Here is a 23,576-nt window from a genome sequence, read left to right on the forward strand (position 1 = left end):
CTGGGATATAATGGAGAAGGTTTGAATCTCCTATTGAAATGAGGCTAAAGGATGGAACGAGAACTGCTTGATCAATTGAACACCTGGCACGAACAGGACCTGTTTGGTCTCATTATCAAACGCATTGAACAGATCCCTGTACCCGATCGGAATTATGACCTGACAGGTCATCTAGCGAGAGCATATAACAATAGTGCACGGCACCGTGAAGCCATTCAGCAGCTTAAGTCTGTTGAAGAACAAGGCAAATGGGATCCACTCTGGCAATTTCGTCTGGGTTATGCCTATTACCATATGGCCTTATACGATCAGGCATTACAAGCATTTGAACAGGCTGACCGGCTTCAGCCCTATGACGAATCAACACTCGAGTTTTTGAGTTCAACCCGTTCCAAACTTATCAAAATGCAGCGAGACCGGCAGCATCATCTAGAGAAGCTGGCTGAATGGGACCAAAGTGGAATGCAGAACCATCTTAGAGCAGCTTCAGGCTCCTATGATCCCTCCACATTTTGGGAGCAGAGTGACTATGCACAGAGCAGCTATGTTTCTTCTCCTTTTGATGAAAGCCAAATCATCTCTACCGAGCAGGAACTGGGGTACAAACTGCCTGCTTCCTATATTCAATTAATGAACACTCAAAATGGTGGAGTTCCTGCACGCACCGTTTTCCCTACAGAAGAAGCTACATCCTGGGCGGAAGATCATATCGCCATTTCCGGCATCATGGGCATTGGGCATATCAAGTCCTATTCCCTTGCCGGAGAAATGGGAAGTCGCTTCATGATTGAGGACTGGGGATACCCTGATCTGGGCATTGTGATCTGTGACTGTCCATCTGCCGGTCATGACGTCGTGATGCTGGATTATCGTTTCTGTGGCCCGCAGGGGGAGCCCTGCGTTGTCCATGTAGATCAGGAAGATGACTATGAGATCACTTACCTGGCACCCAACTTTGAAGCATTTGTTCGTGGACTGGTGGATGAGGAAACATTTGATCTGGATGAAGAGGACGAGGACTAAACCGGCAGGAGGCCCTTATGACAACCCGAATTTATTTTGCTACCAACCAAATTGGCGATGTTTCATTCTCTTCACTTCAAGAAGCACTCCATGAATTCGACCTGGGAATCCTTGAAGAATATAAACAAACCGAAAAGGGAGTCATGGGCCAGACACTGCTCATCCGTACCTCTCAAGGGGAGTATATTTTGAAGGGCAACCCGCTGTATGTTGGGCAGCTGCAGGAAGAACAATTTTTTGCACAGCAGTTAGCTGAGCACGCCGCTATTCCTGTACCCGTCCCCTACCTGCTGCAAAAAAACACGGACTTGCTGGGCTGGAGTTACGCGATCATGCCCCGTTTACCGGGAAAACACCTGTATGATTCTTCGCTCCAGGCCGCCCTCGGGCAGGATGAGCAAGAAGAGATTGCCTCCATGCTCGCCCATAGCCTGGTCGAACTGCATCGATGGAAAGTACCGGATGCAGGCGAGTATGACCCCATAGCAGAACGAATCGTTCCTTTTGCGGGTACTTATCTCGACTGGCTGTATGGAACCATCCGTCACTGGCTGCTGGATGCCCAGAAGTACTCTGTCATTACGGATGCAGATATAGCTTGGGTGGACGAACAGCTTAGGCTTGCAGAGGCTGCATTTGAGGCCATGCCCGTTCCGGGATTTGTCATGGGCGATTTCAAGGTGGAGAACTTTGTCATCCAGAAGGTTGGCAGCCATGCTTCCGACTGGCGCATTAGCGGCCTGTTCGATTTTACTACTTCTTATTTCGGGGACGGTACGGCAGATCTGACCAAAATGACAGCCATGTATATACATAAAAATCAGCCCGAGCTCGCCAAACGTTTTCTGCACACTTACCGGGAACTTGTCTGCGCTAACGATGAAGAGCGATGCAAACACTTCGCCGTTCGTTTAGGGATCCATCTGCTCTATCAGCGTATTCTCGTATGGGGCGAAGCCAAAGCAACCAATCGGGTCACATGGGAGGCGGATCTGCCTTTTGCAGTCTGGGCACAGCGCTATATCGATTCTGCGCTTGCATTAATTGATTAGAGCAGCCGATCTGTATGCAACGAAAAAGAATAAACCAAAAAACGGCCGAAATCAGGGACTGCCCCTGCTTCGGTCGTTTTTTTATCGTGTCTTGCTATCTACATTGTTAGACGATAAGTTAAGCTTGGGCTTGCGTTACAGGCGCTTCCTGATGCTTCTGCAGAAACTCCAGCATCCGCCGATACACAAGAATCTCATTCGCCTTTCTGGAGAAGCCGTGACCCTCATCGTCCAATACGATATACTCCACGTCTACGCCCTTATCCTGAAGTGCCGCCACGATCTGATCCGATTCGGCCTTCACAACCCTTGGATCATTCGCGCCTTGAATGACCAGCATCGGATTCACCATCTGGTCAAGATAAGTGATGGGCGAGTCCTTCGTTAGCCGCTCACGGTCACGGACGGGGTCACCGAGCCAGTTATCCATCATCGGTTTCCAATCCTCAGGGACCGATTCCAGGAACGTAAACAGGTTGCTTGGCCCAAAGATATCGACTGCTGCCCGGAACAGCTCGGGATGGCGACCCGCAAGCAGCAGCGTCATGTACCCGCCATAACTGCCTCCAACCACAAACAGGCGATCCGGTGAGGAGATGCCTTGGTCAAACAGCCAATGTATGCCGGCAACACAGTCAAGCCTTGGCCCCTCGCCCCAATCTCTCTCTACCATCTTCACAAACTCGGCACCATATCCGGTGCTTCCACGGAAGTTTGGCGCAAAAATATGATAGCCCTGTGCCAGCATCAGCTGGAACATCGGCCGGAAAAACTTGGCCTCGGAGGCCTGTGGTCCACCATGCGGCCAGAACACCGTGTAACCGTTGGCCTGCTCCGGCTTGGCTTTAAAGAAAAGTGCCTCGATTTCCAGCCCATCATAGGAGTTGTACCGAACCAGGTCAGGATAGACCAGATCATCCGGATCAAGCCCTGTCACCCGGTTGGCCGTGAGTGATTCCCAAGAATCACTCCCCGCAGTCAATCGGTAGATATTATGCGGCTGAATCGCACCCCGCCCAAGAATGTACACATTGCCCGCTTTGGTTACGCGCGTCTGTTCTACCGTATCCAAAGGCATGTCGAGACGACGCGGCTGTGCAGCATCTTTGCCCAGGATGTACATTCGGTTTTCCGTACCTGTAAGCGTCCAGAAATACAATGTCTCCGATGCCTTATGCCAGCGAATCATCTCCACGTCCTCCCCTTCAATTTTGCACAAAGGTCGGAACTCGCGGGTATCCAGTCTATATTCAGCCACATAAGAGTATTCTTCCTTATCATTGGTGACGAGCAAAAGGCGATGGTCATCTGCAAATAGAATTTCAGATACCTGGCTCTGTCTCTCCGAATCGGGCAGAATGGATATCATCTCCCCTTCCAAGTGCAGGTGGGCTGTCTGATACGTATTGGAATACATTTTCACAATAACGAAGCTCTTCTCGTCAGGACTTACCGCAACCAAGTAGCTTGTAGCCTCTTCCCCGCTGTACAATAGCACATCCTCACCTGTTTCCAGATCGCGTCGACGTGAATTGAGATAATTCGGGTTACCCGCACTCGTCACGTAATACAGTCGCTGTCCATCCTCGGACAATTCCGAGAAATAACAGCGGTCATTCGGCTCAGCAGGCACAATGGGCAGCGGCACGCCACCCTCCGGTTTAAGCGCATATAGATGGTAGTTCTCATCGCCGTCCCGATCAAACCCCGTGAGAATATGACGCCCAAGCGGATCAGGCTTAATAAACTGACTGCTCTGGTTCAAATACGTCAAGGGATACGGGTAGCCACCCGGCAGATCCATCGCCCAAATATTCGGTTCACCGTTCAGATTGCTGTCAAAAAACAAACGTTTCTCGTCAGCCGATACGGCAAAGTGCGAAATGCGATACGTCTGGAAATACTGCTCTACATCCGGTTTGGGAAACTGAAGCATGACAAACCTCCTTAGGAATGAACAAAAGTATTTAACGGTGGTGAATTAAGGTATATTTGTCCATATTACAGGAAATTCCATTGTTTACACAATACTCATGTCATATTCCTTTATCATTGTTGCTAACGTCTTATGCCCTCCGTTGTATTCATCCAACGTACAGAGGCTTTTCTGTTTCCTGTCACGCAAAGGGAGGCGGAGTAGTCCTGACCTACATCCAGTGACTGCAACACATACTGCTGTCCCTCAAGCGCCCTCACATCCCGATCATCCTTCTTGGCACACCATGTGTTTAGTGATCGCCATCGTCCACACAACGACTGACCACAAGCCTTAATCCAAGCCTCTTTTCTCGTAAGCACATGCCATAGCCGCCTTCTAGTTTCATGCTCATCACTCCTATTTTCCAGTACATATTGTCTCTCATCTTCGGTCAAAAATCGCTTGATGATGGCATCCTTGTGTAGCAGTGGACGTACATATTCCACATCAACGCCAAGCGCGTTGTGTGCAGTTACTGCAAGCACAGATACTCCCTGAGTATGAGACAGGTTGAACTGTGGTCCTCCCTTAACATATGGCTTGCCTGCTGAACCATATTTGATCAAAATATTCGAAGCTTTCTCACGCATGTAGTGTGCTAGTACATATCTCAGAAAAGTCCTAGAGATCGCCAAACTATGGGCTGCAAGTAAAGATGTCTTCTTTTTGCTATGTACGCGTTCCTTTTCATCCGGACTTAATAGAAACATGTCCATATCCAATGTCGACAAAGAGTCCTCCTCCTGATCAGGAAGAGGACATGTCCAGATGTGTACTTCATCTGCCCGAAAACTTGTGGACCTAGCACCTGATGGGAAGAAACCCATGTCTAGCATAAAATCCTGCGTTCTTAAGCATACACTCTGCATCAGGATAATCCGCCTCCTTCACAACTGTATAGCTAACGAACAACCGACATTTGAAGATCCTCGGGATTCACCATACGTTTCAGTTGAACCCGAACCTCCTCATCCGTCAAAGCCATCGCACACTCTCCCAATTGCATGTAATTCAGTCCGATCACTTCATATTCGGAAATGTGCATGCAGCGCTTTTTTAATGAATCCATATCTGCATAATAGCTGCTCATCCACTTCATACGGGCATGTTCAAGATTATCCAGGGAGAAGGATTCAACAGTAACACGGCGGCATTGCTCGGCAACCTTATGATACAATTCGTACGGAGCCACAGAGTAACCACAAGCATTGGAAAAGGCAAAATCCTGCCTGTAGTAGTGATCCCATTCGGTTCCGTTGCCAAGTAAACCTGATGACACACAATCTGCAAAAAAAGTTGATGTCTCACCCAGCAATGCTTCCAAACCAATCATCAATGCTGCCTGATCCTCCAACCGCGTAGGCGGGCTCCCTGCCCGAAAACCGAAGCGTACAAGCGGCACGGGCAATCCGTAATGGATTTCCCGATAATTATCATTCCCCTCCTGATTCTGAGCAGGCTGACTGAACGGAGCGTGGAACGCCTTCTGTTGTACATCTGCCGGATATCTCTCCAATAGATCCATGATTTCAAAAGGATTTACCGGCCCTGCCACAGAAACGGCCATACGGGAAGTTTGGTATTGTGTGTTATACGCTGCGGTCAATCCTTCTATGGTTATAGCGTCGACACTCTCTGTTGTACCCGCAACATCCTTAGCAATTGGGTGCCCTGCGCCATACATCATCAACAGCATCTGCTGCAAAGCCAGCCAAGACGGCTGATCTTCGTACATCGCCAGCTCCTGGTGAATGGCCGCCCTTTCACGCTCCACATCCTCTCGGGTAAAGTACGGAGTCGCAAGCGTACTCATTAACAGTTCCAAACTGCTAATCAAATTGCCTGTACATGCCAACTGAAATGTCGTTACATCGTAACGTGTTAATGCAGAGGTTGAAGCACCTTCAGCGTGAAACAATGCCTTTAGATCCTGTTTATCCGGATTATAGAACATCATGTGCTCCAGAAAATGGGCAGTACCCGCTGCGTCGATATCATGAATCGAACCATAAGGCACAGACCATGAAACAAACGTGTGCCGATAATCCGGCTGCGGAAAGATATTTACAAACAGCCCATTGGATAAACGACGACGAAAAGGGGCATGAGGCACGGTAATATTCATCCTTTCACCTCCTTGTGACTATGCGGAATATTCATTCATTCTCGGGGTAAAGAATCCAGGTGACCTGCTTCTTCAGTCCAGAGGCAACGGATACCACAGATTCGGGGGTAACTTCAGCAATCCCCTGTAAGAATTGAGCCGTAGTCATTTCACTTCCGGTCAGAATAAAATCTATATGATTGGCAATGATCTGCTGCGGCATATCGAAACCAACCTGCACAAAATGCATCACATTCTGAACCGTTGTATACAGCTCCTTCACAGAAATCTCCCCATCACAGAGCCTGCTCCACTCGGAGTCGATGCCTTCCAGAACTTCAGCCACATGAGCGCTGCTGGTCCCCGTCGTAATATGCAGGGTTTCCCGGTAATCATCAAGTTGGCTGCTGATCTGATACACCCTCTGCTGCCGTTCTCGCAATTCAATCTGAAGACGGGAGGCAGGCGTGGCACCAAATAATGTGTGGAATACAAACAAAGCAGGATATAAAGGCGATCCGAACCGAATGCCTGTGCTGTAGGCAACATTGATTTTGCACTGGTGGATATCCATCCGTTCCATCATCATGGATCCTGCCTCCTGTTTAACCTCTGGATGCTCCTGGTTCTCCGGCATCTGCTGAATTCCAGCCAGTGATTGCACCTTCGGCAGCCGGGCATCAATCCCTGTCTGATTTTGTTCGGCGAATCGCACGGTATACGCATCGGGGTCCCGAATTATAAATTGATCCCAAATGTGGTTTGCAATCCGATCACGTTGCACATTGCCAACCACATGAATATGAATGGGGTTACGGATTAACATCCGGTACCACTGAACCCATTCCACTCCATCAGCAAACAGTTCCGTTGGTTCAAGCTGCTGCAGCCGGCTTATATCCTCATACCCCAGCCATTCTAGACAACGCCCCTGCACAACCTTGTCCCATTCGGATGAATCATAATCCCTATGCTGCTGAGCCCATGCAATCGCTTCCTGTACCTTACTCTCATTGAACTTTCCTTCATCTCCAAAAGCTGGTTCATAAAGTAGAGCTGCAAGGAATTCTAGCGCATGCTTTAGGTTTGTTTCAGGCATGGAACCAGATACATCAGGCACACGAAGCATCAAAGTTGCTATCTGATTGTTCCCTTTGTACTCAAATTGATATCTGAATTCAGCACCATTCAGCGACCATAGCTGTCTTTGAATCAAAGATCTGGACGGAAACCTTCGGGAATGATTCATCAAAAGACGGACAATTACAACAAATGCCGCTGCGGGTATGCTGTTCTGTGGATTGATCAGACTGATATGTACATAGTGATTGGCATATTTGTGCGTGGACAAAATGTGCGCTGACAAGTTGTTACGTTCCTCTGTCATAAAAGACTGCATCCCTGCTCCCCCTTTCATTCCAGCTATGAGTCCAGACTGTAGACTGTACCGCTAGCTGTATTCAGGCCAAGTTGACCAAAACCTTCTAGCGGCCTGGATATCCAATCGACTTGACTAGCTGTGTCAGTTGTATCAGGCCTTTCTTCATCTCCCCACTGAACAACCTGCTGATGATGCCTGTCCCAAAAACGCCATAAAGCCGGCTGTGCCAGCAGCTGTTTGCGAAATGGTTCGTAAATTCGGTCGGCAGCAAATGGGACATCCTCATCCAGAATGACAGGTGGAAGGAACACAATTTTGGAGCGAAAGTCTTCGGTTAACGTCATAAAATAAGGGCATACCGGCTTCTTCGTCTTGGCCAGAATACGGAAAATTCCACTTCTGGTACGAATCCTTGAACTGAGAAAAGGAATGTTTGCCGCATGATTATCCGTATTGTATCCGGTCTGTCCATCCACAAAAAGACTAAAGGATCCTCCCTTGCGCAGGTGGGAATACAGCCTGATCCCGATCATCTCATCCTCTGCATTAAGCAGTTCTGCTCCCGCATACTTTCGGATGGCATCCCAGCCGGACAGCTTCTTCTCCTGTTCTACCGTTTCCCGCTCTGCGATGAGGTAAAATGGAAGTTTGGCCGACATGTGACCCGCACGAATCTCTTGTCCAATCGTAATCATATTGTGTCTGACAAACCCATAATGCCAGGTTAAAAGTGCACCACCTTCCTGTAAGGTGGCCCGCAGATGTTCACGTCCCTCCACCTCATCCCATTCCAGAAAGGAGTAAGGACTTTTTTTGTGTTCGTCAATGGTACGCAAGAAGGCAAGATAATCAATCCAGATCGATTCAGCAGCCACCTTTGGTTGTAACGGCTTGAACTCCTTAACAATGTTCATCAAGGCATAGAAGGAACCCAAATGGATTCCCCCCTCCCGTTCCTTATGCAGCTCGTCTTCGACCTGTTCATGATGCAGGGTGTACAATGATTTGAAATCCATCATCGGCTTGTCTCCTTCGAAAATTGTGAGATTGAAACTGAACTCCCTGCTAATGACACGCCAACGGCTTCATGGGTATCGTTCCTGTGGCGTTCCCAATTCCGGTACATTCCATCCATCATGTAGGTGAGCATCCTCAAAGCTATTTCATATTGACCAGGAATCTGCACCTCATGTTCCACTCCTTGTCCCTCCACCATATCAAATCCGACAAAGGGCAAAGGAGACTCCAATGCAGAGACAACACAATCTCGGGTATTAAACCAGGTGGGTCCTCCGCTAATGGGAAAATCGACATAAGGAAAACTTCCTGGATCAAGGCAATCGAGATCAAACGATAAATACGCCGCTTCTGCCTGATGTGTCTGCTGAGTCTCAGCCAGAACTGTACGCACTCTCTCTGGAGTCATCTGCTCCGCCGAAATCTGGATCAACTTAGGATGGCTGTACATCTGATCCAAAGAGCGCAGGCCACGCAGGCCAATTTGTACAATCGCAGCAATGTTATCCTCTTCAAGCAAATGCCTAACAAAATTGGAATGGTTCACCTGCTCCTGATGAATGGCATCTACCCCGCAGTCATGGTGAGCATCAAACTGAACCAAAATGATCTTCCCGCTCGTTTGGCTGAGCATGGATTTCAGAATGGAATACGTGATGGAATGATCGCCACCAATACAGCACAATAAAGCCTTTTCTGCTTGAGTGTAATGCAGTGCTGATCGGAGTCCTTCCATATAGAAGTAATCTCCCTCATGTTCACAAGGTACGCAGGATCCCAGATCCTGCATGCTTATGAATTCTAGCAATCGCTGACCATTGCCAATATCAGTTAACCCCGATAACCGGGACTCCGTCAGGGCCGGGTATAATACCTTTTTCCAGGATTCAGCCCGCAGACTTTGTTCAAACTCCCCAACCTTGGATTCCTCCATGCTCGTACCTCCAGCATAAGGTATACCCAGAATATACAGACAAGGAGAAACGTGGCTAACAAGTGGCTCCAGTGAAAAAAAGGGGACCACTGGCGGTGCAATACCTGCGAGCTGCGGTACAAGGCGCGGTTCCAGTTCTTCAGCTTGCTCGATCTGATAAAACTGGCTGAACGAGTTATCAGCAGCGATTAATGCATCCCCGAGGCGACGCACCAGATATACAGGTTCCAGATCTTTCATAAGAGGGCCCCCTGTTATTTAATAATTTATTTCATGACTGTGTTGAATAACTCTGGCCGTTTATGACCTCCTGCCCTTCCAGACCTACCCCTCCGGGTACAGACTGTTCTGCGTACTCACGCTTGAACATCCGAAGTACGGGTATGAGGCAGAATAGACTGGCCGCGTTAACGGAAGCTATCACACTATAAAAATAGACAACCTGATTAAATACTCGCGTTAACACCCAACCTGCCGTAATGATTAGCAGGAAATACACCGCGTTTAATAAGAGAGCCTGATACCCCCTTCCACTCTGTTCCATGGTAAGCAAAGTGGTCATCATGGGACCCATGGTGAGATAGGAAAGGGCAACGATCGCAAGATACCGTGCAGCTTCAGTACGCGATACGGGATCCGCGATCAGAAGAGCGGTAAGAGGCTCCCGCCAGATCCAGATCACTACAGAGATTACGGCATAAATGATAAATGACTGCATAAGGCCCCTGCGGTAACTTTCATATGCTCTCGGCCGATGTGCCTGTTGAAGGTTATGATTAATCAGGATTCCAATGGCGGACCCGATGACTATGCCAGGCAAGATTGCCATGGTCTGTATGCGGTAACCCACACCGAATCCAGCCACGACCCCTTCACCAAAATGGCTAACAATTTTATTGAAAAAAAATGTACTTACAAAAATTAGACAGTATGAGATAAATACCGGAATGCCGACCTGCCGGAGCACAATAAGGTGCCTCTGTACAAACGCAAGCCTTACAGAAACCAGTTCTTTCCGCACAAATAAAATTAGAATAGAGATAAACAGGGACAACGTGGAAGAGATGAGATTGGCATAGATAATCCCCTTTAGATCGAAACCAACTACGGAGACAAACCAATACACAAGCAGAATATTCAGTAACGCCGTACCAACAGCATTCCACGATGCGGCTTGTGCCCTGCCAAGTCCTCTCAAGGCAGCCCCGCTGGCTGCTGCGAGTACAGCAGGCACACCTGCAGCCATCATGCCAGCTACATAGAATGCAAACAGCGGCCGGACATCACTCGGAACGGCATAAAACCAGGACAGCAAGGGTGATAGCAGCATCACCAGCCCCCCCATTACAATGGCCAACACTCCGGCACTGCCCATCATGTGGGCAAACAACTGCGTAAAGTATGGGGAACCCTCTGCTCGGCTGCGGGATACAGCAACCTGAACAGACAGCTGTGTTGCTTCCACAATGGCAATCATAACGAAGGAAATGGGGATATAGAGCGATAACACGTACAGTACGGTCTGGCTTGTATGGCCCATGAAGAATACGTTAACTAGCTGCGTTGTGACATTGACCAAAGAAGCGAGAAGCATTGGTATTGCGGTGCGAATCAACAATCTGTTCACGGATCCAGAAGTATAATCCAGGCCTTGCACGGTCAAGCACCTCCTCATGTCATGTTGTTCCGACTTCCGAGTGAAGCGGGAGCTTCGAGAGGTTGGGTTGCCTTGTAACAAATGCGCAGGACGCAGACAACAAACAGCCTCCATCCCAAGCGACAAGCAGAACACGTTCACCTGGACGGATGCTTCCATTCTGAAGTTGTTCTCCAAGCTGTATCCATACATCACCACTTTGATAATCTCTATGGGGTATTCCAAAAGTTTTTACTGGATGAAGCTGCTGTTCTCCGTCTATACAAATGCGTGATGCCAGGCTAGACTGGACAATCACGTGATTTGCCTGACAGGAATTCATCAGCTCTTCAAGAATAGAGCTGACCTTTTCGGAGATACTCCTTCCTTCAGCTGAATTCATGAATACCTTCCCCATGTAGTCCACTTCCAGTGCTCCCGTCTCCTTGCTTAAGTCCAAAGCAACAGCCATATCCGATCGTTCTCCGGGTACACCCGTTTGCGAGCATCCCTGCCTCGTTAAAAATCCACGTCCACTCTCCAGTACACGCTGCTCCGTTAGAACCAGTGCTCCCCTTTGATCTCCCATCAAGGTCCACCGGGCTGCCTGAATTCCTTCCAAACCCGCCAGTGCTCCCAGATGGGAAAAAGCAAGCGGATAATCCACCTTCCATGAAGTCGATTCCAGGATACGAGCCAGTGGTGGATTCATCGCATAACGATCAGGATAAGTCTGCGCCAATATCAACACATCCCACTGTTCTGCATTTTCAGATAAGGATTCCATGGCAATGAGCGCAAGATCCCCTGCAGTTAAACGCCTTCCAGCGGATAACAGGGATCGGGTACGCAAAGTGGATTTTCCATAATAGTGTTCCTCCATATATATATGTGGAGATAGGTAATAGTAATCTTCCACATCCGGTTTATCCAAGGTATACAAGTGATCTTCAGCAGTAATCCAACAGATATGATTTACAAATACAGACGTCCGGCGGTTGAGGCTATGAACATCAGGCATGCTTCATTTTTCCGTTAGCGTAGGCCTGGAAGACGTTGATCTTCTGGATGGAGGTGGTGCCCTCCATGAACTCAAAAGCCCTTGCATCGCGATACCACTTATTCAATAACGGATGCTCATGCATGGAACCCGGGCCCATTAGATCCAGTGCAAGCTCTGTTGCCTCCTCGGCAAGGGCTCCGGCCCGGATTTTGCTAAGGGAAGCCAGATACCCTTTCTGCACATCTGCATCAATCTCTGCTGCTGCACTGCGAATCATGCTGCGAAGTGCATGCAATCGCATTTCAATCTGCTCCAGCTCCAGCTTCTCCCTTTCCTTGAAGAAGGATCTCTGCTCTCTGACGTAATCAAACGCTGCTTGAGCCACACCTAAAGCGAGTGCTGCTACGCCCGGCCGCATCCGGTGAAAGGTTTGAAGAGCCCCCCACAATCCGCGTTTGGTCGGACTTAGATGACGTCCAATTATATCGTGCTCCTCCAGCTGACAAGCATCAAACGTCAGGTGACTTAGCTGTACCCCTCTTACACCCATCGTATCGAGCGGCTTAGCAGTAAAACCACGGATTGACTTGTCTACCAGCGCAATCTGTATTCCCAGCGGCGTTCGGTTCGTCTGGGCAAATACCAGTCCAATGCTGGCACGGTGCCCATTTCCGATATAAAACTTTTGTCCGTTCAGCTCCAGCCTGCCTTCTCCATTACGTGAAATGCGTGTGCCAATTTCGGTGGCATCTGAACCTTTTTCAGGTTCTGTCAGAGCAAAGAAAGACCATGCTGTTCCTTTAAGAAAATGAGAATAATACCGTTCCTTCTGCTGTGGATCCGCCAGAGCCGAAATAATCACGCTGGACATGGACGGACCTGGACTTCCCAGAAAAACACCTGCGTCACCTGCCGAAAGCTGCTCAATGGCGATCACCCTCTCCAGGCAGGAAAGTCCATAATATCGCTCTTGGCCTACAGTCACGATGGGCTCACCTCCATATTCCGGGGGGATCATCATGCGATTAATGGTTCGTATGGATTCCAGATTCGTGAATTCAGTGATCCGCTCAGGCTCACGATCTATTACAAGGCCGATTTCGCGCAATTCGGCTGCATACTTCCTCATTTCCTGTTCAAACACAGCAATTGTGGATGGTTTTATCATTAGCAGTCCTCCTTGGCATCCAGCATTATATTTTTGACCAGTTGACCGGTGTACACATAGGCTGATATCCCCTGCCTCAGGTAACCGAATCCACCACCAAGACGCTGGACAAGACGGAAAGCCTCATCAAGCTCTCGATGTACCCAGGTAATTGTCCGATCAGGTGAAATATGAGCTTGATCCATGGCGAATGGTCCTGAAGGCACAGTCTCAGCCATGTATAGTACCGTCAGAATGTCGGCTATCATGCCCTTCACTAACTGATGCTGAAGAGTGGACTGCCCCCCTGATGTGCGACTGGACAAATGTAATCGTACTTGCTCCAATCCTGCCCTGCACAGTTCCACGCGGAACTGGAGCATCTGCTTCGTCAGACCAGTCGTATCGAATACCTGCTCCTTAAGCAGGGTCTCATCCTGTTCTGTTCCAATGGGCACCTGAATGTGATACAGCTGAAGAGATGGTTCCAACATTGGATCGTCCACCTGACTAACCTGGATCTGATTCCATTCATACATGCGGTCAGTTCCTTCATGCCAGACGAAAGGCAGCTCTTCAACGAGCTCGCGGGTAACCAATACATACGTCCCTCGGGAAAGGAATACCGGATGCCCCTGGTATCGTATTGTTGCACTTTCCAACAGTTTTGCAATAGGAGGAACTGCACGTCCCGCTGAATTGACTCCACCGGGCGCAGTACCTGCCATATGTGAATCCACGACTGACATTTACACTCCTCCTCCATGCTCATTATCTGCCCTTCCATGCTCAATCAGTGCAAATCCAAAAAAGCTGCCCAGCCCAATGCTGACCAGTACGGACCGTCCCTCATGGCATACCCAATTACTCTCCAGCCCTGAACTCAGATTAATGAACGCATCAGTTGAGAACGTATGCCCGATCCGGGGAATATTGTCCAGATAGATCCGTTCTTGCTCAATACCCGTACGTTTGGAGAACTCCTTCCAGGTCGTGAAATTCACATTATGAGGGAAGATATGATCCACGTCCCGAAGTGTCAATCCCTCCGCTGACAGCAGCTCTTCCATGCCTTGAATGATATGATCCACATACAACTTGTTAAACGACGCCATCTCTTCTGCCTCGGCATAATATCCGTTATGGAACCGCGTATCTCTTAGCATGTGAGTAGCCTGTATAACATGCTTCCCCTCATCTCTACTTAGCAGGACCGCTACAGCAGAGTCACCCAATATCGTCGATTTGCGGATATATCTCCATTCAGATGGCAAAAAATTGAACTGATCGGCACAAACCAACAGTACATGGCCAATCTCCGGCTGCGTAAGGGATATTCGTTCAAGCCATTGAAGAGCGGCTATCGATGAAGCACAGTTCATATGTGAGATGCTATAGAACGGCACATGTTCCAGGGCGAACTGACGAAGAGCCCGCTGTAAAGGCAAATAATCTCCAGGTGCCTGCACATGTGCAGAGTGGGCATAGAGGACAAGGTCTATCGCAGGCAGGGGGTGCCTATCCTCAAGGTGACGGATGGCCTGAATCATCGAGTCATCCAGGAATCGATTCGGATCAGTAATAGGGACACCCTTCAGTTGATGATACTTACGCAGTAACTGAAGTTCCCCCTTACCCAGCCCCATCTTTTCCAGTATGACTTCAGGTTCCTCGATCTGATCGGGCAAATATACGCCGATATCCACAATGCCGAATCCCATATTCATTGCCTCCTCCGGATTACAACTGCATCTCTTCTGCCTCGCCTGTACGAATGAGGAGTGCATAGACAAATGAATCCGCCTGCTCCAGATGCATCAGACATACATATTGATCCCTGTCTCTCTCCTGGAGAAGTTCTTCGAGAGCAAAGAACGGGGCAGCACTCCAGCGCGAAGGGTCATAACTTCCTCTCCGGCCTGTTTCATGGAACCATGAGGCTTCCTTCACTTGCTGCTCCAGTAATGGATGGACCAATAAAGCGATCTGTTTCGGGTCAACTGAAACCTGACTGCATAATCCATCCAGCACCCGTGCTGCCGTCTTCTCAATTGATTCCTCTGCATACCTCATCTCTACGCCCAGAAGTGAAAGACCTGTTCCTGACAACTGATCCAGAACCATGACCGCGGCTGTATCTGGACCTGGAGCCTCACTGATTTCATCCGTTTCATAAGGAAGTGCCGTTTGGTCCAAGACCAGCAGTATGCCTTTTTTATAGCCGCCATTGCTCAAATAATGCTGAAGCATATGCAGTGCGGCAAAAGGAGCACCAAAACCCAGATCATTCACAGCAAAGCTGAGGAAACGGGCTTGGTAGCGGTCCATTAGATAATTTACAATTGAAATATCGGGACGTATGTTTGGGAAATTGTAGGCCAGTAGGAGAATATCGACCTCCTTCATGATCTGATCAATCCCGGTTTCTTCGAGAAGTTCTGTGCTCATGTCATGATAAGCATTGTTATTGTGCTCCTTCAGTAGTTCGAAGCGAGCCTCTACAGGTGAATTCGCTAGCATATCCTGATGGAATCGCAATAACTCCGGGTGCTCAAACGGAGGCTGCTTGTCTGCAAAAAGCCTGACTTTCATGTCCCGGATGGCAACAGGCGCCGCCATCAGACAGCTACAAGCTGCTTCTCAATGTATGCAGCCAGTGAACCCACTGTATCAAAAACATCGGGTTCCAATTCGTCCGGGTCGATTTCCAAACCATCAATCCGATCTTCCAATGTCATCAACAGCTCTAGAACGGATGTAGAGTCCAGATGAAGCTCGTCAAATAAAGACGTATTTAGGTTAATAGCCTGGTCCGCTTCCATATTCAACACTTCGGCAAGGGCTCCCTTAATCTCTTCAAGCAATAATGCAGTGGTCATGATTATCATCTCTCCTCATAGGTTAGTTACTGCTGACGGTGAAACATGGATTAAACGTTGTTTGCCCAGCATATCCTGAGGTGTATCTCTCTCCCGAATCAGATGCACCTCTCCCCCGCTGACCATCACTTCTGCAGGGCTGCCATGGCTCAGGAAATGGGTCGGAGAAGCTGTAGGACCGTAAGCACCAGAATGAAATACTCCAATCAGATCTCCTTGAGCAACATAAGGCAGATTCACTCGTTTACCAATCACATCGTTTGGGGTACAGAGTGGTCCCGTGATGTTGTACTCCGCTACCGGGGATTCACCATAACGTGTCAGAGAAGCCATCGGAAAATTCCGCTTCACAAACGATCCGATACCGACTGCTGCCATATGGCAGTTCGTCCCTCCATCCGTAACGATAAAGGTTTCTCCGTACGATTGTTTGACATACAGTGCACGGCTCACAAGCATACCGCTTTTGCCCACCAGATAACGACCCAGCTCCATAAACAAACGGGTGTCAGGATGATTCGCTTTATACTCATCAAACAACGGATTCAATTGCTCCGTTAACGAACCTACGGAGAGCGGCTCTTCCCCTTCATGATACGGAACTCCCAAGCCCCCACCCACATCGACCATGCGCAGTTTGATGCCCAAATGCTGCTCAATCCGTTCGGCCAGTTCCAAAATGTGGCGTGTGTTTTGCACAATGGGCTCCACTTCAAGCATGCGAGTTCCCATATAGACATGCAGTCCCATAATATCCACATGTGAGCAACGTTCAAACTTTTCCTTTCCTTGAATCACATGGTTCTCGTCGATACCAAACTGGCGCGGTTTGCCGCCCATGGTCAGACGGGATCCTTTTACGGCAAACGAAGGATTGATTCTCAGTGCGACCTGCACAATTCGCCCTTCTTCCGCTGCAATTGCTTCAATGCGCTCAAGCTCCTGAAATGATTCGCATACGATGGCGTAAATGCCCTGCCTTACACATGCGATAATCTCAGCAGCACTCTTACCTGGTCCTAGAAAAATAATCTGCTCAGGCTTCACACCCGCTTCAAGCGCCGTATGTAACTCGGTCATGGAACAAACCTCAGCCCGAGCTCCAAGCTCGTGCAACAAATGAACAATGGAGATATTGGGATTGGCTTTAAGGGAATAGAACAGCTCTACTTTTGGCGTAAGCAATCCTCGAAGTTCCTGATAGACTTGCTCCAATACATCGCCATCATATACATACAATGGTGTGCCGAAGCGCTCAGCAATTTCGGAGATGGCAACTTGCTGAATATGGTATTCCCCTGACATTTATTTCACCTCGTTTATGGTAGTTAGTGCTGCTTCCACTGCAATATCAGTTGCTCGCAACTGTTCCTCCGAATGCGCAATAATTACGCCATACAGACGGCCTGAGAATAGGCTGCCTGTGCTTTTGAATGCAGCATTAACGGTAGCAAAGTTGTTAATCAGCAAGCCTTCGCCTTTTAATGGATCAAATAGCAGCTGTCCAAGCACGGACCGTAAGTCCTCGTACTCCAGCGGCTCTTTCAGCCGGAGTGCATATTTCTTAGCCAGTCCGAACATGCCGTCCGAAATCCAGCGGTTCTGGATATTGATCTGATAGGTAGACATATTAAACCTTGCATTGATTTCCAGGTTCGGCCACACACTTCCGTCTTCATCGAGAATGGCATCAATACCGGCTATGCCATAATATCCGTCTCTATGAAGTGCTGCTCCAATACGGAATGCAGCATCCTGAATAACTGCAATCTGGTTATTATCCAGGCGCGGCGGCATTAAATGCCCTTGATGCACTCCCTGTTCAACCAAGGATTCCTTAACACCGAGAAACTCAATCTCACCAGTTCGGTCAATTAAAATCTGGTAGTTCAAGTCACAGGTCTTGTTGATCCATTGTTCCAACACATAATTGACTGTTCTTGTCCCATTTTTGCTAGCCTGCTTTTCGAGCAAACTCATGCATTTGCGGAAGCGGGACTCCTCAGCAATAACGGTAATGCCTTTCCCGGATACACCCATCGAATCTTTCAATACCAGTCTGCCGCCTTGTTCCAATACAGACTTCAAATGTTCAAATCCCGAGGACAGCTCTTCCAGTGAAGAACATTCACAGCCGGGAATCTGGCGTATGCCAAGTTCGGCATTAAGACGCCGGGCATAACCCTTGTCATTGACCTTACGAAATACATTCGCTGGGGGCACTGCAAGGGGAATGCCTGTCTGACGGGATAATTCCTCTTCCTGATCTGAGACCCCGAACGGAACCAGATACGTCTGAATGCTACGATCATGAGCCAGTTCGCGCAGTTCCTTCAACGTACGCGGACAATGCAGGATGCTGGCAGTAATGTTCATCCCCGGTTCATTAGACGCTGTTGCAATAAATCGGGAACGCCCGAATCCAACCGCGCGGGCATCTGCCACAAAACCGGGATCTGGCAAACTCTTCAGCAGAACAACGTCCTGTTCTCCTGCGAGAAAGACACCCAGCTCCTCCATCCGGTTCACTACGTCTGAAGCAGATCCAATACTTAGAGAAGGCAGCTTCAGTACCCCTTGCTCATTCCAGTATTCCTCGACTTCGAAATTGTTCAGATAAACCAATACCGCATCCTCTCTACCTGTGAGTGCACGCTTCAGCTTGATCGAAAAGTCAGATAACAGCGTGGTCAACTACGCCACCTCCCATTCCTGCATACTGCATTACTGCCACGCTAAATGTAGCTCCAAGACCAACGGTGACGAGCAAATAGTAGTCATCCCTCTGTAGAAGTTGCAAATCTGAAATTTCTTTCAGATTGATATATGGATCGGAACAGAAACAGTGTCCGATCTCTGGCACATTGGAGGTGTATACACGTTCCAACGGAAAAGACAACGCTGCAGCAACCTTTTTCCATGAAGAGAGATTCACATTATGCGGAACAATATAACGTATATCCTGCATCGTGAGCCCGGTTCGGTTGACTGCCTGGACAATGACTTCACATAACTGTGGTGTATAAATTTCCTGGAATTCTTTTAACGTCTCCGGATCCCCTGTCAGCACATTGCAAAATTGCCCCAAGGTCACATTCCTTAGTCCGATCATCCGGCTTCCGCTTTTGGAATTTCCAATCAGAACAGCCGCGGCAGCCTCTCCCATAACCGTTGTATTGGGAATAAGCTGCACAATCGGACTGAATGTTTTCTCACCCGTCAAGATTAAAATATGATCATCCTCTTCCAGTGAAGGCAACAACGTGGCTGCGACATCCAATGCAATTAGACCCGAAGCGCAATTTTGCTGCGTCAGCGAAAAAGCAATTGCATGCTGCAATCCGTACGCTTGTTTCAAGCCTTGAAGCACCTTCATAGGAAAGGGGAAATTTTCCTGAATTGTATGACAATAAATGATATACTTAATGGAAGACGGAACGACCACCGGACTGTTGACCACCTGGGCGAGCACTCGCCCGAGAAGTGAAGTCAGATCACCGCCCTTATCTTGCCGGACCTGTTTCAGACCATGAATTTTCTCCATGACTTTGGTCTGAGCATTTTTGAGTCCGAGATGTTCATTTAACTCCCGGACAGGAACAGCGAACTCCGGAATGTAAGACCAGATTTGGTTGATATGCATCGGTTTCGGACACCTCGTTATACCCTTCATACGGAGCGCTCTGAATACAGGGAGAGAGCTTCGTTCAGAAGCTCTCATCTATTGATCTAACCATCATGTAATAATAAGTATAGGAGATTATGCACGGGCTGCTGCTGCACGGGCTGCTGCTGCACGGGCCGCTGCTGCACGGGCTGCCGCCGCACGAGCCGCCGCTGCACGAGCTGCTGCCGCACGAGCACTGACTTCACGTGTTTCATCCAGCACGTTCACATCCGATTGGGTCGCTTCCAGTTCTTTGTTTTTCAATTGTTCCAATGTAATTGGAGTCGCTTTAATGACCATTGGTATTCCTCCTTTCATCTAAGATACTATCATTCTATAATCTTCCAAATCGTATTTAAACTGTAAATGGAGGTAAATGGACCTCTTACACTCCTTACCCCTGCTTCTGCCCACCACATGATCAACATACAAATCACAATGCTAGTAATATCTCAATCTTTATTTAAGGGACGGTGAAATGATCATGCTCGGACCTAAAATCCGGGAAATCCGGGAGCAGCTTGGACTATCCCAAAAACAACTGGCAGGCGAGGATATGACACGCTCTTATATCAGTCTCATTGAAAAAGGTAGAGCCGTCCCCTCTCAGCGAATGTTGAAAATCATAGCCAGACGATTGAATACACCCATGGAGTATTTTTTGGGGGAAAGTACAGCGACAGATACCGATATTGGAGAAGCCGTACTGGATAAGGCAAAGTTGTATTATAAGGAGCGCAACGATCGTGCCTGCATCCGGATGGCCCATAATGTGCTCACACTGACCAAAGATGTACTCGACCAGACTGAAGCCTATCTTCTCATCATGCGAAGCTATAATCGACTGGGAGAATACCGTCAGGCCTTGGACAATGGTGAAGCCGCAGCATTTATCGTAACTCGCACCGGAGATAGAGAGCGAATTGTCCAGTACTATTTGGAAATGGGACGCGCAGCTTTTCATTCTGAGTTGTTCCATGCTGCCCGCAAATTTTATGAACAGGCGTATACCTACAGCAGCCGACTAAAATACCTACAGGATGAACATATACGCGCGCTGATCTATCTTGGAACTACCCATTTGCGTCTAGGAAACGTTGATCAGGGATTGGAGTTCTATCTCAAGGCAGAGAAAGAAGCCCGCATGGCAGGCCAGCCGGAGCTCTATGGTGAGATTACGCTTGGTTTGGGAAAAGCCTATTATATGTCTGAACAAGACGATCACATGCAGTTAAGTTACGATTGGACCAAAAAATCGGTAGATTCATATAAACTGGCAAGAAGTGAGTCCTATGTCCTGGCGCTCCATAACCTTGCGGTCATACAGCTTCATATGGGGCAAAAAAAAGAAGCCCTTCCCTTGCTGGGTGAATGCGCCGGAATTTACGACGAACGCAATCTGCCCCACAAGAAGGCTTCCATATTGGAGGAAATCAGTAAAATTTATTTGGAAGAGCGCGAACTACAGCAAGCAGAGACTGTCATCAAAGAAGCTCTACAGTTGCTGGAGCTGCGAGATGAAGGGGTCCTACGGGCAAAATTATATCGTCTCCTCGGCTTGGTATTCCATGAGAAGGACAACTCTGATGAAGGATATTATTTTCTTCGGATGAGCCACGATCTCCTAAAACGTATTCATGCCGAACGTGAGGCTGACATCAGCCACCAGATACTTCAGTTAAGCAAGCAAAAACAAAAAATGGAATTTGATGACTACAAGTCATATATCAGATAAATGTGATCCTGATCTTCACCTAACAACTCACAGTTGTAAGTCAGATCCACTTTCGGAAACGGGCTCTCGGAACTGGAGACCCGTTTTCCATTATTTCTAAACGGATTTAAAATCTGGGACAGGATCATTCAAATCGAGTGGAGTTACCTCTTCCTGAATATGTTTATATACATGGCTCAAGTCTCCCTGAGGCTGCAGAACTCCTCCTGAAGCTTGAAGCTGCCCTGTAAAGAATGAAATGACCACAACCGTTGCCATACAGAGTCCACTTGCAATTCCTTGCAGCTTGAATCCTTTACTCTCCACGTCCATCTCTCCTTGTGTATGATTTGGCAGCAGACCATATCGTATATACTCGGCGAACCTAAGACGTATTTTACGGATAATTGCAGTGACTTTAAATACGTTAATCCCCATTTACCTCCATTTACATTGCGTTATCATGTATAAAAAGTCATATGTGGTTTATCTTCACGATAATAATCCAGTCTTTGTTTCATGGTGCCTGTGTGCAGTTCGAACAGATGACCATCGGGATCGGTAAAATAAACAGACCTTGCATCTCTGGGATTGCGCGCTCTGCCAGGAAGAATATCGGCCCCTGCTGCCTTTAGCTCTTGCACAGAGGTATCAAACTCCTCTTCCTTCACGGTGAAGGCAATATGTGTATAGGTTCGTTCCGTATAATTGCGGATAACATCCTCCTGATTCAAAGCGATCCAGAGACCAGCCAGTTCAAAATACGCCAGCTTGCGGCCCTTCACTTGAATCCGGGCACCGAGAGCCTGCTCATAGAAGGTAATGGATCGTTCCAGATTGGATACGGAAAAGCACAGATGATTAATTCCCTGTATATTCACTCGCTCCTGACACCTCCACTATTTTGATTACTCACATCCTTATTATGGTATATTTCTCCTTCAAAAAACAAATGACTTCTTCTCTCACCGCACCTTCTTCTGGGCGAACGCATAGCTTAGGCATATCAATGAATGCTCGAGGAGGATGCAAAACGAATGAATCCTGTCTACCCTTTTTATGGTGAGAAGACGGTCTGCAAAGAGCAAAAACTGGCATTTCCACCCCAGCACCAGGATCGGCAGCCAGGTCTGGAAACACTCATGGTACCTGAACCCATTAGCGAGGATCCGGCTTACATTGGCAGCTGCAAACTGGATGGCAAAGTAGCCATCATTACGGGTGGGGACAGTGGAATCGGCAGAGCCGCAGCCATTGCTTATGCCAAGGAAGGTGCCGATATTGTCATTGCTTACCTGTATGAACGGACGGATGCCGAGTGGACTCGGGATCGTATTGTAGAGCTGGGCCAGCGCTGTCTGCTCATTGAGATCGACCTTCGGCTGAAGAAAAACTGTGATGCGGTCATTCGTTCTACAATGGAAACTTTCGGGAAAATAGATATTCTGGTCAACAATCATGCGGTGCAGTATGTGCAGCCGAGTATTGTCGACATTACGGAGGAACAGCTCTATCATACGTTCCAGACGAATGTGTTTTCCTATTTTTTTCTGATTCAGGCTGCTCTCCCGCATATGTGCAAAGGAGCTTCCATCATCAACACGGCTTCCATTACAGCCTATAAGGGCAATGTGCAGCTGATTGACTACTCCTCAACCAAAGGGGCTGTTGTCTCGCTGACACGCGTACTCGCCAAATCACTGGCTTCTCAGGGAATTCGGGTTAATTGTGTAGCTCCTGGTCCAATCTGGACCCCTCTCATTCCCTCCAGCTTCTCTGCTGAAGATGTGCAGGTATTTGGAACCGAAACGCCAATGGGTCGTGCAGGCCAACCATATGAGCTGGCAGCGGCCTATGTTTATCTCGGATCGCGTGATTCGTCGTACGTAACCGGTGAATGCATTCATATCAATGGCGGCGATATGGTGACCACCTAAGGTCAGGCGTGGTGAAAACCAATAGGTATGAAGCAAAAATATGGTGTATTTACTTAATCGATCTATCGTCCATGTCAGGTTGAATTTGGCAAGTTCAGCAGGAG

General features: G+C 48.2%; 23 protein-coding genes. 4 read left to right on the forward strand and 19 right to left on the reverse strand.

Annotated features, from left to right (window positions below; genetic code table 11):
- Nucleotides 1-51 precede the first annotated feature (51 nt).
- Together GUA98_RS25470 and GUA98_RS25475 are read left to right on the forward strand one after the other, a co-directional pair.
- Nucleotides 52-1,023, forward strand: coding sequence for an SMI1/KNR4 family protein (locus GUA98_RS25470; RefSeq protein WP_153976740.1), 972 nt, complete (start codon nucleotides 52-54; stop codon nucleotides 1,021-1,023).
- 17 nt (nucleotides 1,024-1,040) lie between these two features.
- Nucleotides 1,041-2,075 (forward strand): aminoglycoside phosphotransferase family protein, encoded by a 1,035-nt coding sequence (locus tag GUA98_RS25475; protein WP_193724792.1) that lies wholly within the window; start codon nucleotides 1,041-1,043, stop codon nucleotides 2,073-2,075.
- A gap of 118 nt (nucleotides 2,076-2,193) precedes the next feature.
- On the opposite strand, the gene GUA98_RS25480 is transcribed toward GUA98_RS25475, so the two are convergent.
- From GUA98_RS25480 to GUA98_RS25560, 17 genes are all read right to left on the reverse strand, one after another.
- Nucleotides 2,194-4,011 carry a S9 family peptidase gene (locus GUA98_RS25480; protein WP_153976738.1) on the reverse strand — a complete coding sequence of 606 codons (1,818 nt, stop codon included), beginning with the start codon at nucleotides 4,009-4,011 and terminating at the stop codon, nucleotides 2,194-2,196.
- Nucleotides 4,012-4,133: 122 nt separating this feature from the next.
- Nucleotides 4,134-4,784: a 4'-phosphopantetheinyl transferase family protein gene (locus GUA98_RS25485; RefSeq protein ID WP_193724793.1), complete on the reverse strand. Its 651-nt coding sequence runs from the start codon at nucleotides 4,782-4,784 to the stop codon at nucleotides 4,134-4,136.
- Between the two features lie 170 nt (nucleotides 4,785-4,954).
- Complete coding sequence (locus tag GUA98_RS25490) at nucleotides 4,955-6,178, reverse strand: M16 family metallopeptidase (protein ID WP_193724794.1); 1,224 nt, start codon at nucleotides 6,176-6,178, stop codon at nucleotides 4,955-4,957.
- 31 nt (nucleotides 6,179-6,209) lie between these two features.
- Nucleotides 6,210-7,556: an insulinase family protein gene (locus tag GUA98_RS25495; RefSeq protein WP_193724795.1), complete on the reverse strand. Its 1,347-nt coding sequence runs from the start codon at nucleotides 7,554-7,556 to the stop codon at nucleotides 6,210-6,212.
- A 23-nt stretch (nucleotides 7,557-7,579) separates the two neighbouring features.
- Nucleotides 7,580-8,557 (reverse strand): hypothetical protein, encoded by a 978-nt coding sequence (locus tag GUA98_RS25500; protein WP_193724796.1) that lies wholly within the window; start codon nucleotides 8,555-8,557, stop codon nucleotides 7,580-7,582.
- On the reverse strand, nucleotides 8,554-9,729 hold the full coding sequence (locus GUA98_RS25505) for an arginase family protein (RefSeq protein WP_193724797.1): 1,176 nt from the start codon (nucleotides 9,727-9,729) through the stop codon (nucleotides 8,554-8,556). Before GUA98_RS25505 ends, GUA98_RS25500 begins: the two co-directional genes overlap by 4 nt.
- A 31-nt stretch (nucleotides 9,730-9,760) precedes the next feature.
- Nucleotides 9,761-11,146, reverse strand: coding sequence for an MATE family efflux transporter (locus GUA98_RS25510; protein ID WP_193724798.1), 1,386 nt, complete (start codon nucleotides 11,144-11,146; stop codon nucleotides 9,761-9,763).
- A 19-nt stretch (nucleotides 11,147-11,165) separates the two neighbouring features.
- Complete coding sequence (locus GUA98_RS25515) at nucleotides 11,166-12,146, reverse strand: hypothetical protein (RefSeq protein WP_193724799.1); 981 nt, start codon at nucleotides 12,144-12,146, stop codon at nucleotides 11,166-11,168.
- Nucleotides 12,139-13,296, reverse strand: a complete 1,158-nt coding sequence (locus GUA98_RS25520) for an acyl-CoA dehydrogenase family protein (protein ID WP_193724800.1) — start codon at nucleotides 13,294-13,296, stop codon at nucleotides 12,139-12,141. Before GUA98_RS25520 ends, GUA98_RS25515 begins: the two co-directional genes overlap by 8 nt.
- Nucleotides 13,296-14,024 (reverse strand): hypothetical protein, encoded by a 729-nt coding sequence (locus GUA98_RS25525; protein ID WP_193724801.1) that lies wholly within the window; start codon nucleotides 14,022-14,024, stop codon nucleotides 13,296-13,298. The genes GUA98_RS25520 and GUA98_RS25525 overlap by 1 nt, the downstream gene beginning before the upstream one ends.
- Nucleotides 14,025-14,996: a 3-oxoacyl-[acyl-carrier-protein] synthase III C-terminal domain-containing protein gene (locus GUA98_RS25530; RefSeq protein WP_193724802.1), complete on the reverse strand. Its 972-nt coding sequence runs from the start codon at nucleotides 14,994-14,996 to the stop codon at nucleotides 14,025-14,027.
- Between the two features lie 19 nt (nucleotides 14,997-15,015).
- The gene (locus GUA98_RS25535) at nucleotides 15,016-15,894 is read right to left on the reverse strand and encodes a hypothetical protein (RefSeq protein WP_193724803.1); all 879 of its coding nucleotides are present in this window, start codon (nucleotides 15,892-15,894) and stop codon (nucleotides 15,016-15,018) included.
- Nucleotides 15,894-16,154, reverse strand: a complete 261-nt coding sequence (locus GUA98_RS25540) for an acyl carrier protein (protein ID WP_153976727.1) — start codon at nucleotides 16,152-16,154, stop codon at nucleotides 15,894-15,896. Before GUA98_RS25540 ends, GUA98_RS25535 begins: the two co-directional genes overlap by 1 nt.
- Before the next feature lie 15 nt (nucleotides 16,155-16,169).
- On the reverse strand, nucleotides 16,170-17,459 hold the full coding sequence (gene lysA, locus GUA98_RS25545; RefSeq protein WP_193724804.1) for a diaminopimelate decarboxylase: 1,290 nt from the start codon (nucleotides 17,457-17,459) through the stop codon (nucleotides 16,170-16,172).
- Nucleotides 17,460-18,848: an ATP-grasp domain-containing protein gene (locus GUA98_RS25550; RefSeq protein WP_193724805.1), complete on the reverse strand. Its 1,389-nt coding sequence runs from the start codon at nucleotides 18,846-18,848 to the stop codon at nucleotides 17,460-17,462.
- A complete protein-coding gene (locus GUA98_RS25555) occupies nucleotides 18,829-19,797 on the reverse strand; it encodes a 3-oxoacyl-[acyl-carrier-protein] synthase III C-terminal domain-containing protein (RefSeq protein WP_193724806.1) in 969 nt (322 codons plus the stop codon). The genes GUA98_RS25550 and GUA98_RS25555 overlap by 20 nt, the downstream gene beginning before the upstream one ends.
- 117 nt (nucleotides 19,798-19,914) lie before the next feature.
- Complete coding sequence (locus GUA98_RS25560) at nucleotides 19,915-20,121, reverse strand: hypothetical protein (RefSeq protein WP_193724807.1); 207 nt, start codon at nucleotides 20,119-20,121, stop codon at nucleotides 19,915-19,917.
- Between the two features lie 184 nt (nucleotides 20,122-20,305).
- Between GUA98_RS25560 and GUA98_RS25565 the strand changes: the two genes are divergently transcribed.
- Nucleotides 20,306-21,556 carry a helix-turn-helix domain-containing protein gene (locus GUA98_RS25565; protein ID WP_193724808.1) on the forward strand — a complete coding sequence of 417 codons (1,251 nt, stop codon included), beginning with the start codon at nucleotides 20,306-20,308 and terminating at the stop codon, nucleotides 21,554-21,556.
- 96 nt (nucleotides 21,557-21,652) lie between these two features.
- Here GUA98_RS25565 and GUA98_RS25570 read toward each other — a convergent pair whose 3' ends face one another.
- Together GUA98_RS25570 and fosB are read right to left on the reverse strand one after the other, a co-directional pair.
- Nucleotides 21,653-21,973 (reverse strand): hypothetical protein, encoded by a 321-nt coding sequence (locus tag GUA98_RS25570; protein ID WP_162009877.1) that lies wholly within the window; start codon nucleotides 21,971-21,973, stop codon nucleotides 21,653-21,655.
- Between the two features lie 23 nt (nucleotides 21,974-21,996).
- Complete coding sequence (fosB, locus tag GUA98_RS25575; RefSeq protein WP_153976720.1) at nucleotides 21,997-22,416, reverse strand: metallothiol transferase FosB; 420 nt, start codon at nucleotides 22,414-22,416, stop codon at nucleotides 21,997-21,999.
- Between the two features lie 156 nt (nucleotides 22,417-22,572).
- Between fosB and GUA98_RS25580 the strand changes: the two genes are divergently transcribed.
- Complete coding sequence (locus tag GUA98_RS25580; RefSeq protein ID WP_153976719.1) at nucleotides 22,573-23,472, forward strand: SDR family oxidoreductase; 900 nt, start codon at nucleotides 22,573-22,575, stop codon at nucleotides 23,470-23,472.
- Nucleotides 23,473-23,576: the final 104 nt, after the last annotated feature.

This window comes from Paenibacillus sp. P13VS, assembly GCF_015143645.1.
Classification (GTDB): Bacteria; Bacillota; Bacilli; order Paenibacillales; family Paenibacillaceae; genus Paenibacillus; species Paenibacillus xylanilyticus_A.

Coding starts and splice junctions, on each gene's coding strand:
- GUA98_RS25505 (WP_193724797.1), bottom strand. CDS start 9,729: ATGAAAGATCTGGAACCTGTATATCTGGTGCGTCGCCTCGGGGATGCA.
- GUA98_RS25475 (WP_193724792.1), top strand. CDS start 1,041: ATGACAACCCGAATTTATTTTGCTACCAACCAAATTGGCGATGTTTCA.
- GUA98_RS25500 (WP_193724796.1), bottom strand. CDS start 8,557: ATGATGGATTTCAAATCATTGTACACCCTGCATCATGAACAGGTCGAA.
- GUA98_RS25470 (WP_153976740.1), top strand. CDS start 52: ATGGAACGAGAACTGCTTGATCAATTGAACACCTGGCACGAACAGGAC.
- GUA98_RS25490 (WP_193724794.1), bottom strand. CDS start 6,178: ATGAATATTACCGTGCCTCATGCCCCTTTTCGTCGTCGTTTATCCAAT.
- GUA98_RS25540 (WP_153976727.1), bottom strand. CDS start 16,154: ATGACCACTGCATTATTGCTTGAAGAGATTAAGGGAGCCCTTGCCGAA.
- GUA98_RS25495 (WP_193724795.1), bottom strand. CDS start 7,556: ATGCAGTCTTTTATGACAGAGGAACGTAACAACTTGTCAGCGCACATT.
- lysA (WP_193724804.1), bottom strand. CDS start 17,459: ATGTCAGGGGAATACCATATTCAGCAAGTTGCCATCTCCGAAATTGCT.
- GUA98_RS25515 (WP_193724799.1), bottom strand. CDS start 12,146: ATGCCTGATGTTCATAGCCTCAACCGCCGGACGTCTGTATTTGTAAAT.
- GUA98_RS25530 (WP_193724802.1), bottom strand. CDS start 14,996: ATGGGATTCGGCATTGTGGATATCGGCGTATATTTGCCCGATCAGATC.
- GUA98_RS25520 (WP_193724800.1), bottom strand. CDS start 13,296: ATGATAAAACCATCCACAATTGCTGTGTTTGAACAGGAAATGAGGAAG.
- GUA98_RS25570 (WP_162009877.1), bottom strand. CDS start 21,973: ATGGGGATTAACGTATTTAAAGTCACTGCAATTATCCGTAAAATACGT.
- GUA98_RS25535 (WP_193724803.1), bottom strand. CDS start 15,894: ATGGCGGCGCCTGTTGCCATCCGGGACATGAAAGTCAGGCTTTTTGCA.
- GUA98_RS25580 (WP_153976719.1), top strand. CDS start 22,573: ATGAATCCTGTCTACCCTTTTTATGGTGAGAAGACGGTCTGCAAAGAG.
- GUA98_RS25525 (WP_193724801.1), bottom strand. CDS start 14,024: ATGTCAGTCGTGGATTCACATATGGCAGGTACTGCGCCCGGTGGAGTC.
- GUA98_RS25560 (WP_193724807.1), bottom strand. CDS start 20,121: ATGGTCATTAAAGCGACTCCAATTACATTGGAACAATTGAAAAACAAA.
- GUA98_RS25555 (WP_193724806.1), bottom strand. CDS start 19,797: ATGCATATCAACCAAATCTGGTCTTACATTCCGGAGTTCGCTGTTCCT.
- GUA98_RS25565 (WP_193724808.1), top strand. CDS start 20,306: ATGCTCGGACCTAAAATCCGGGAAATCCGGGAGCAGCTTGGACTATCC.
- GUA98_RS25480 (WP_153976738.1), bottom strand. CDS start 4,011: ATGCTTCAGTTTCCCAAACCGGATGTAGAGCAGTATTTCCAGACGTAT.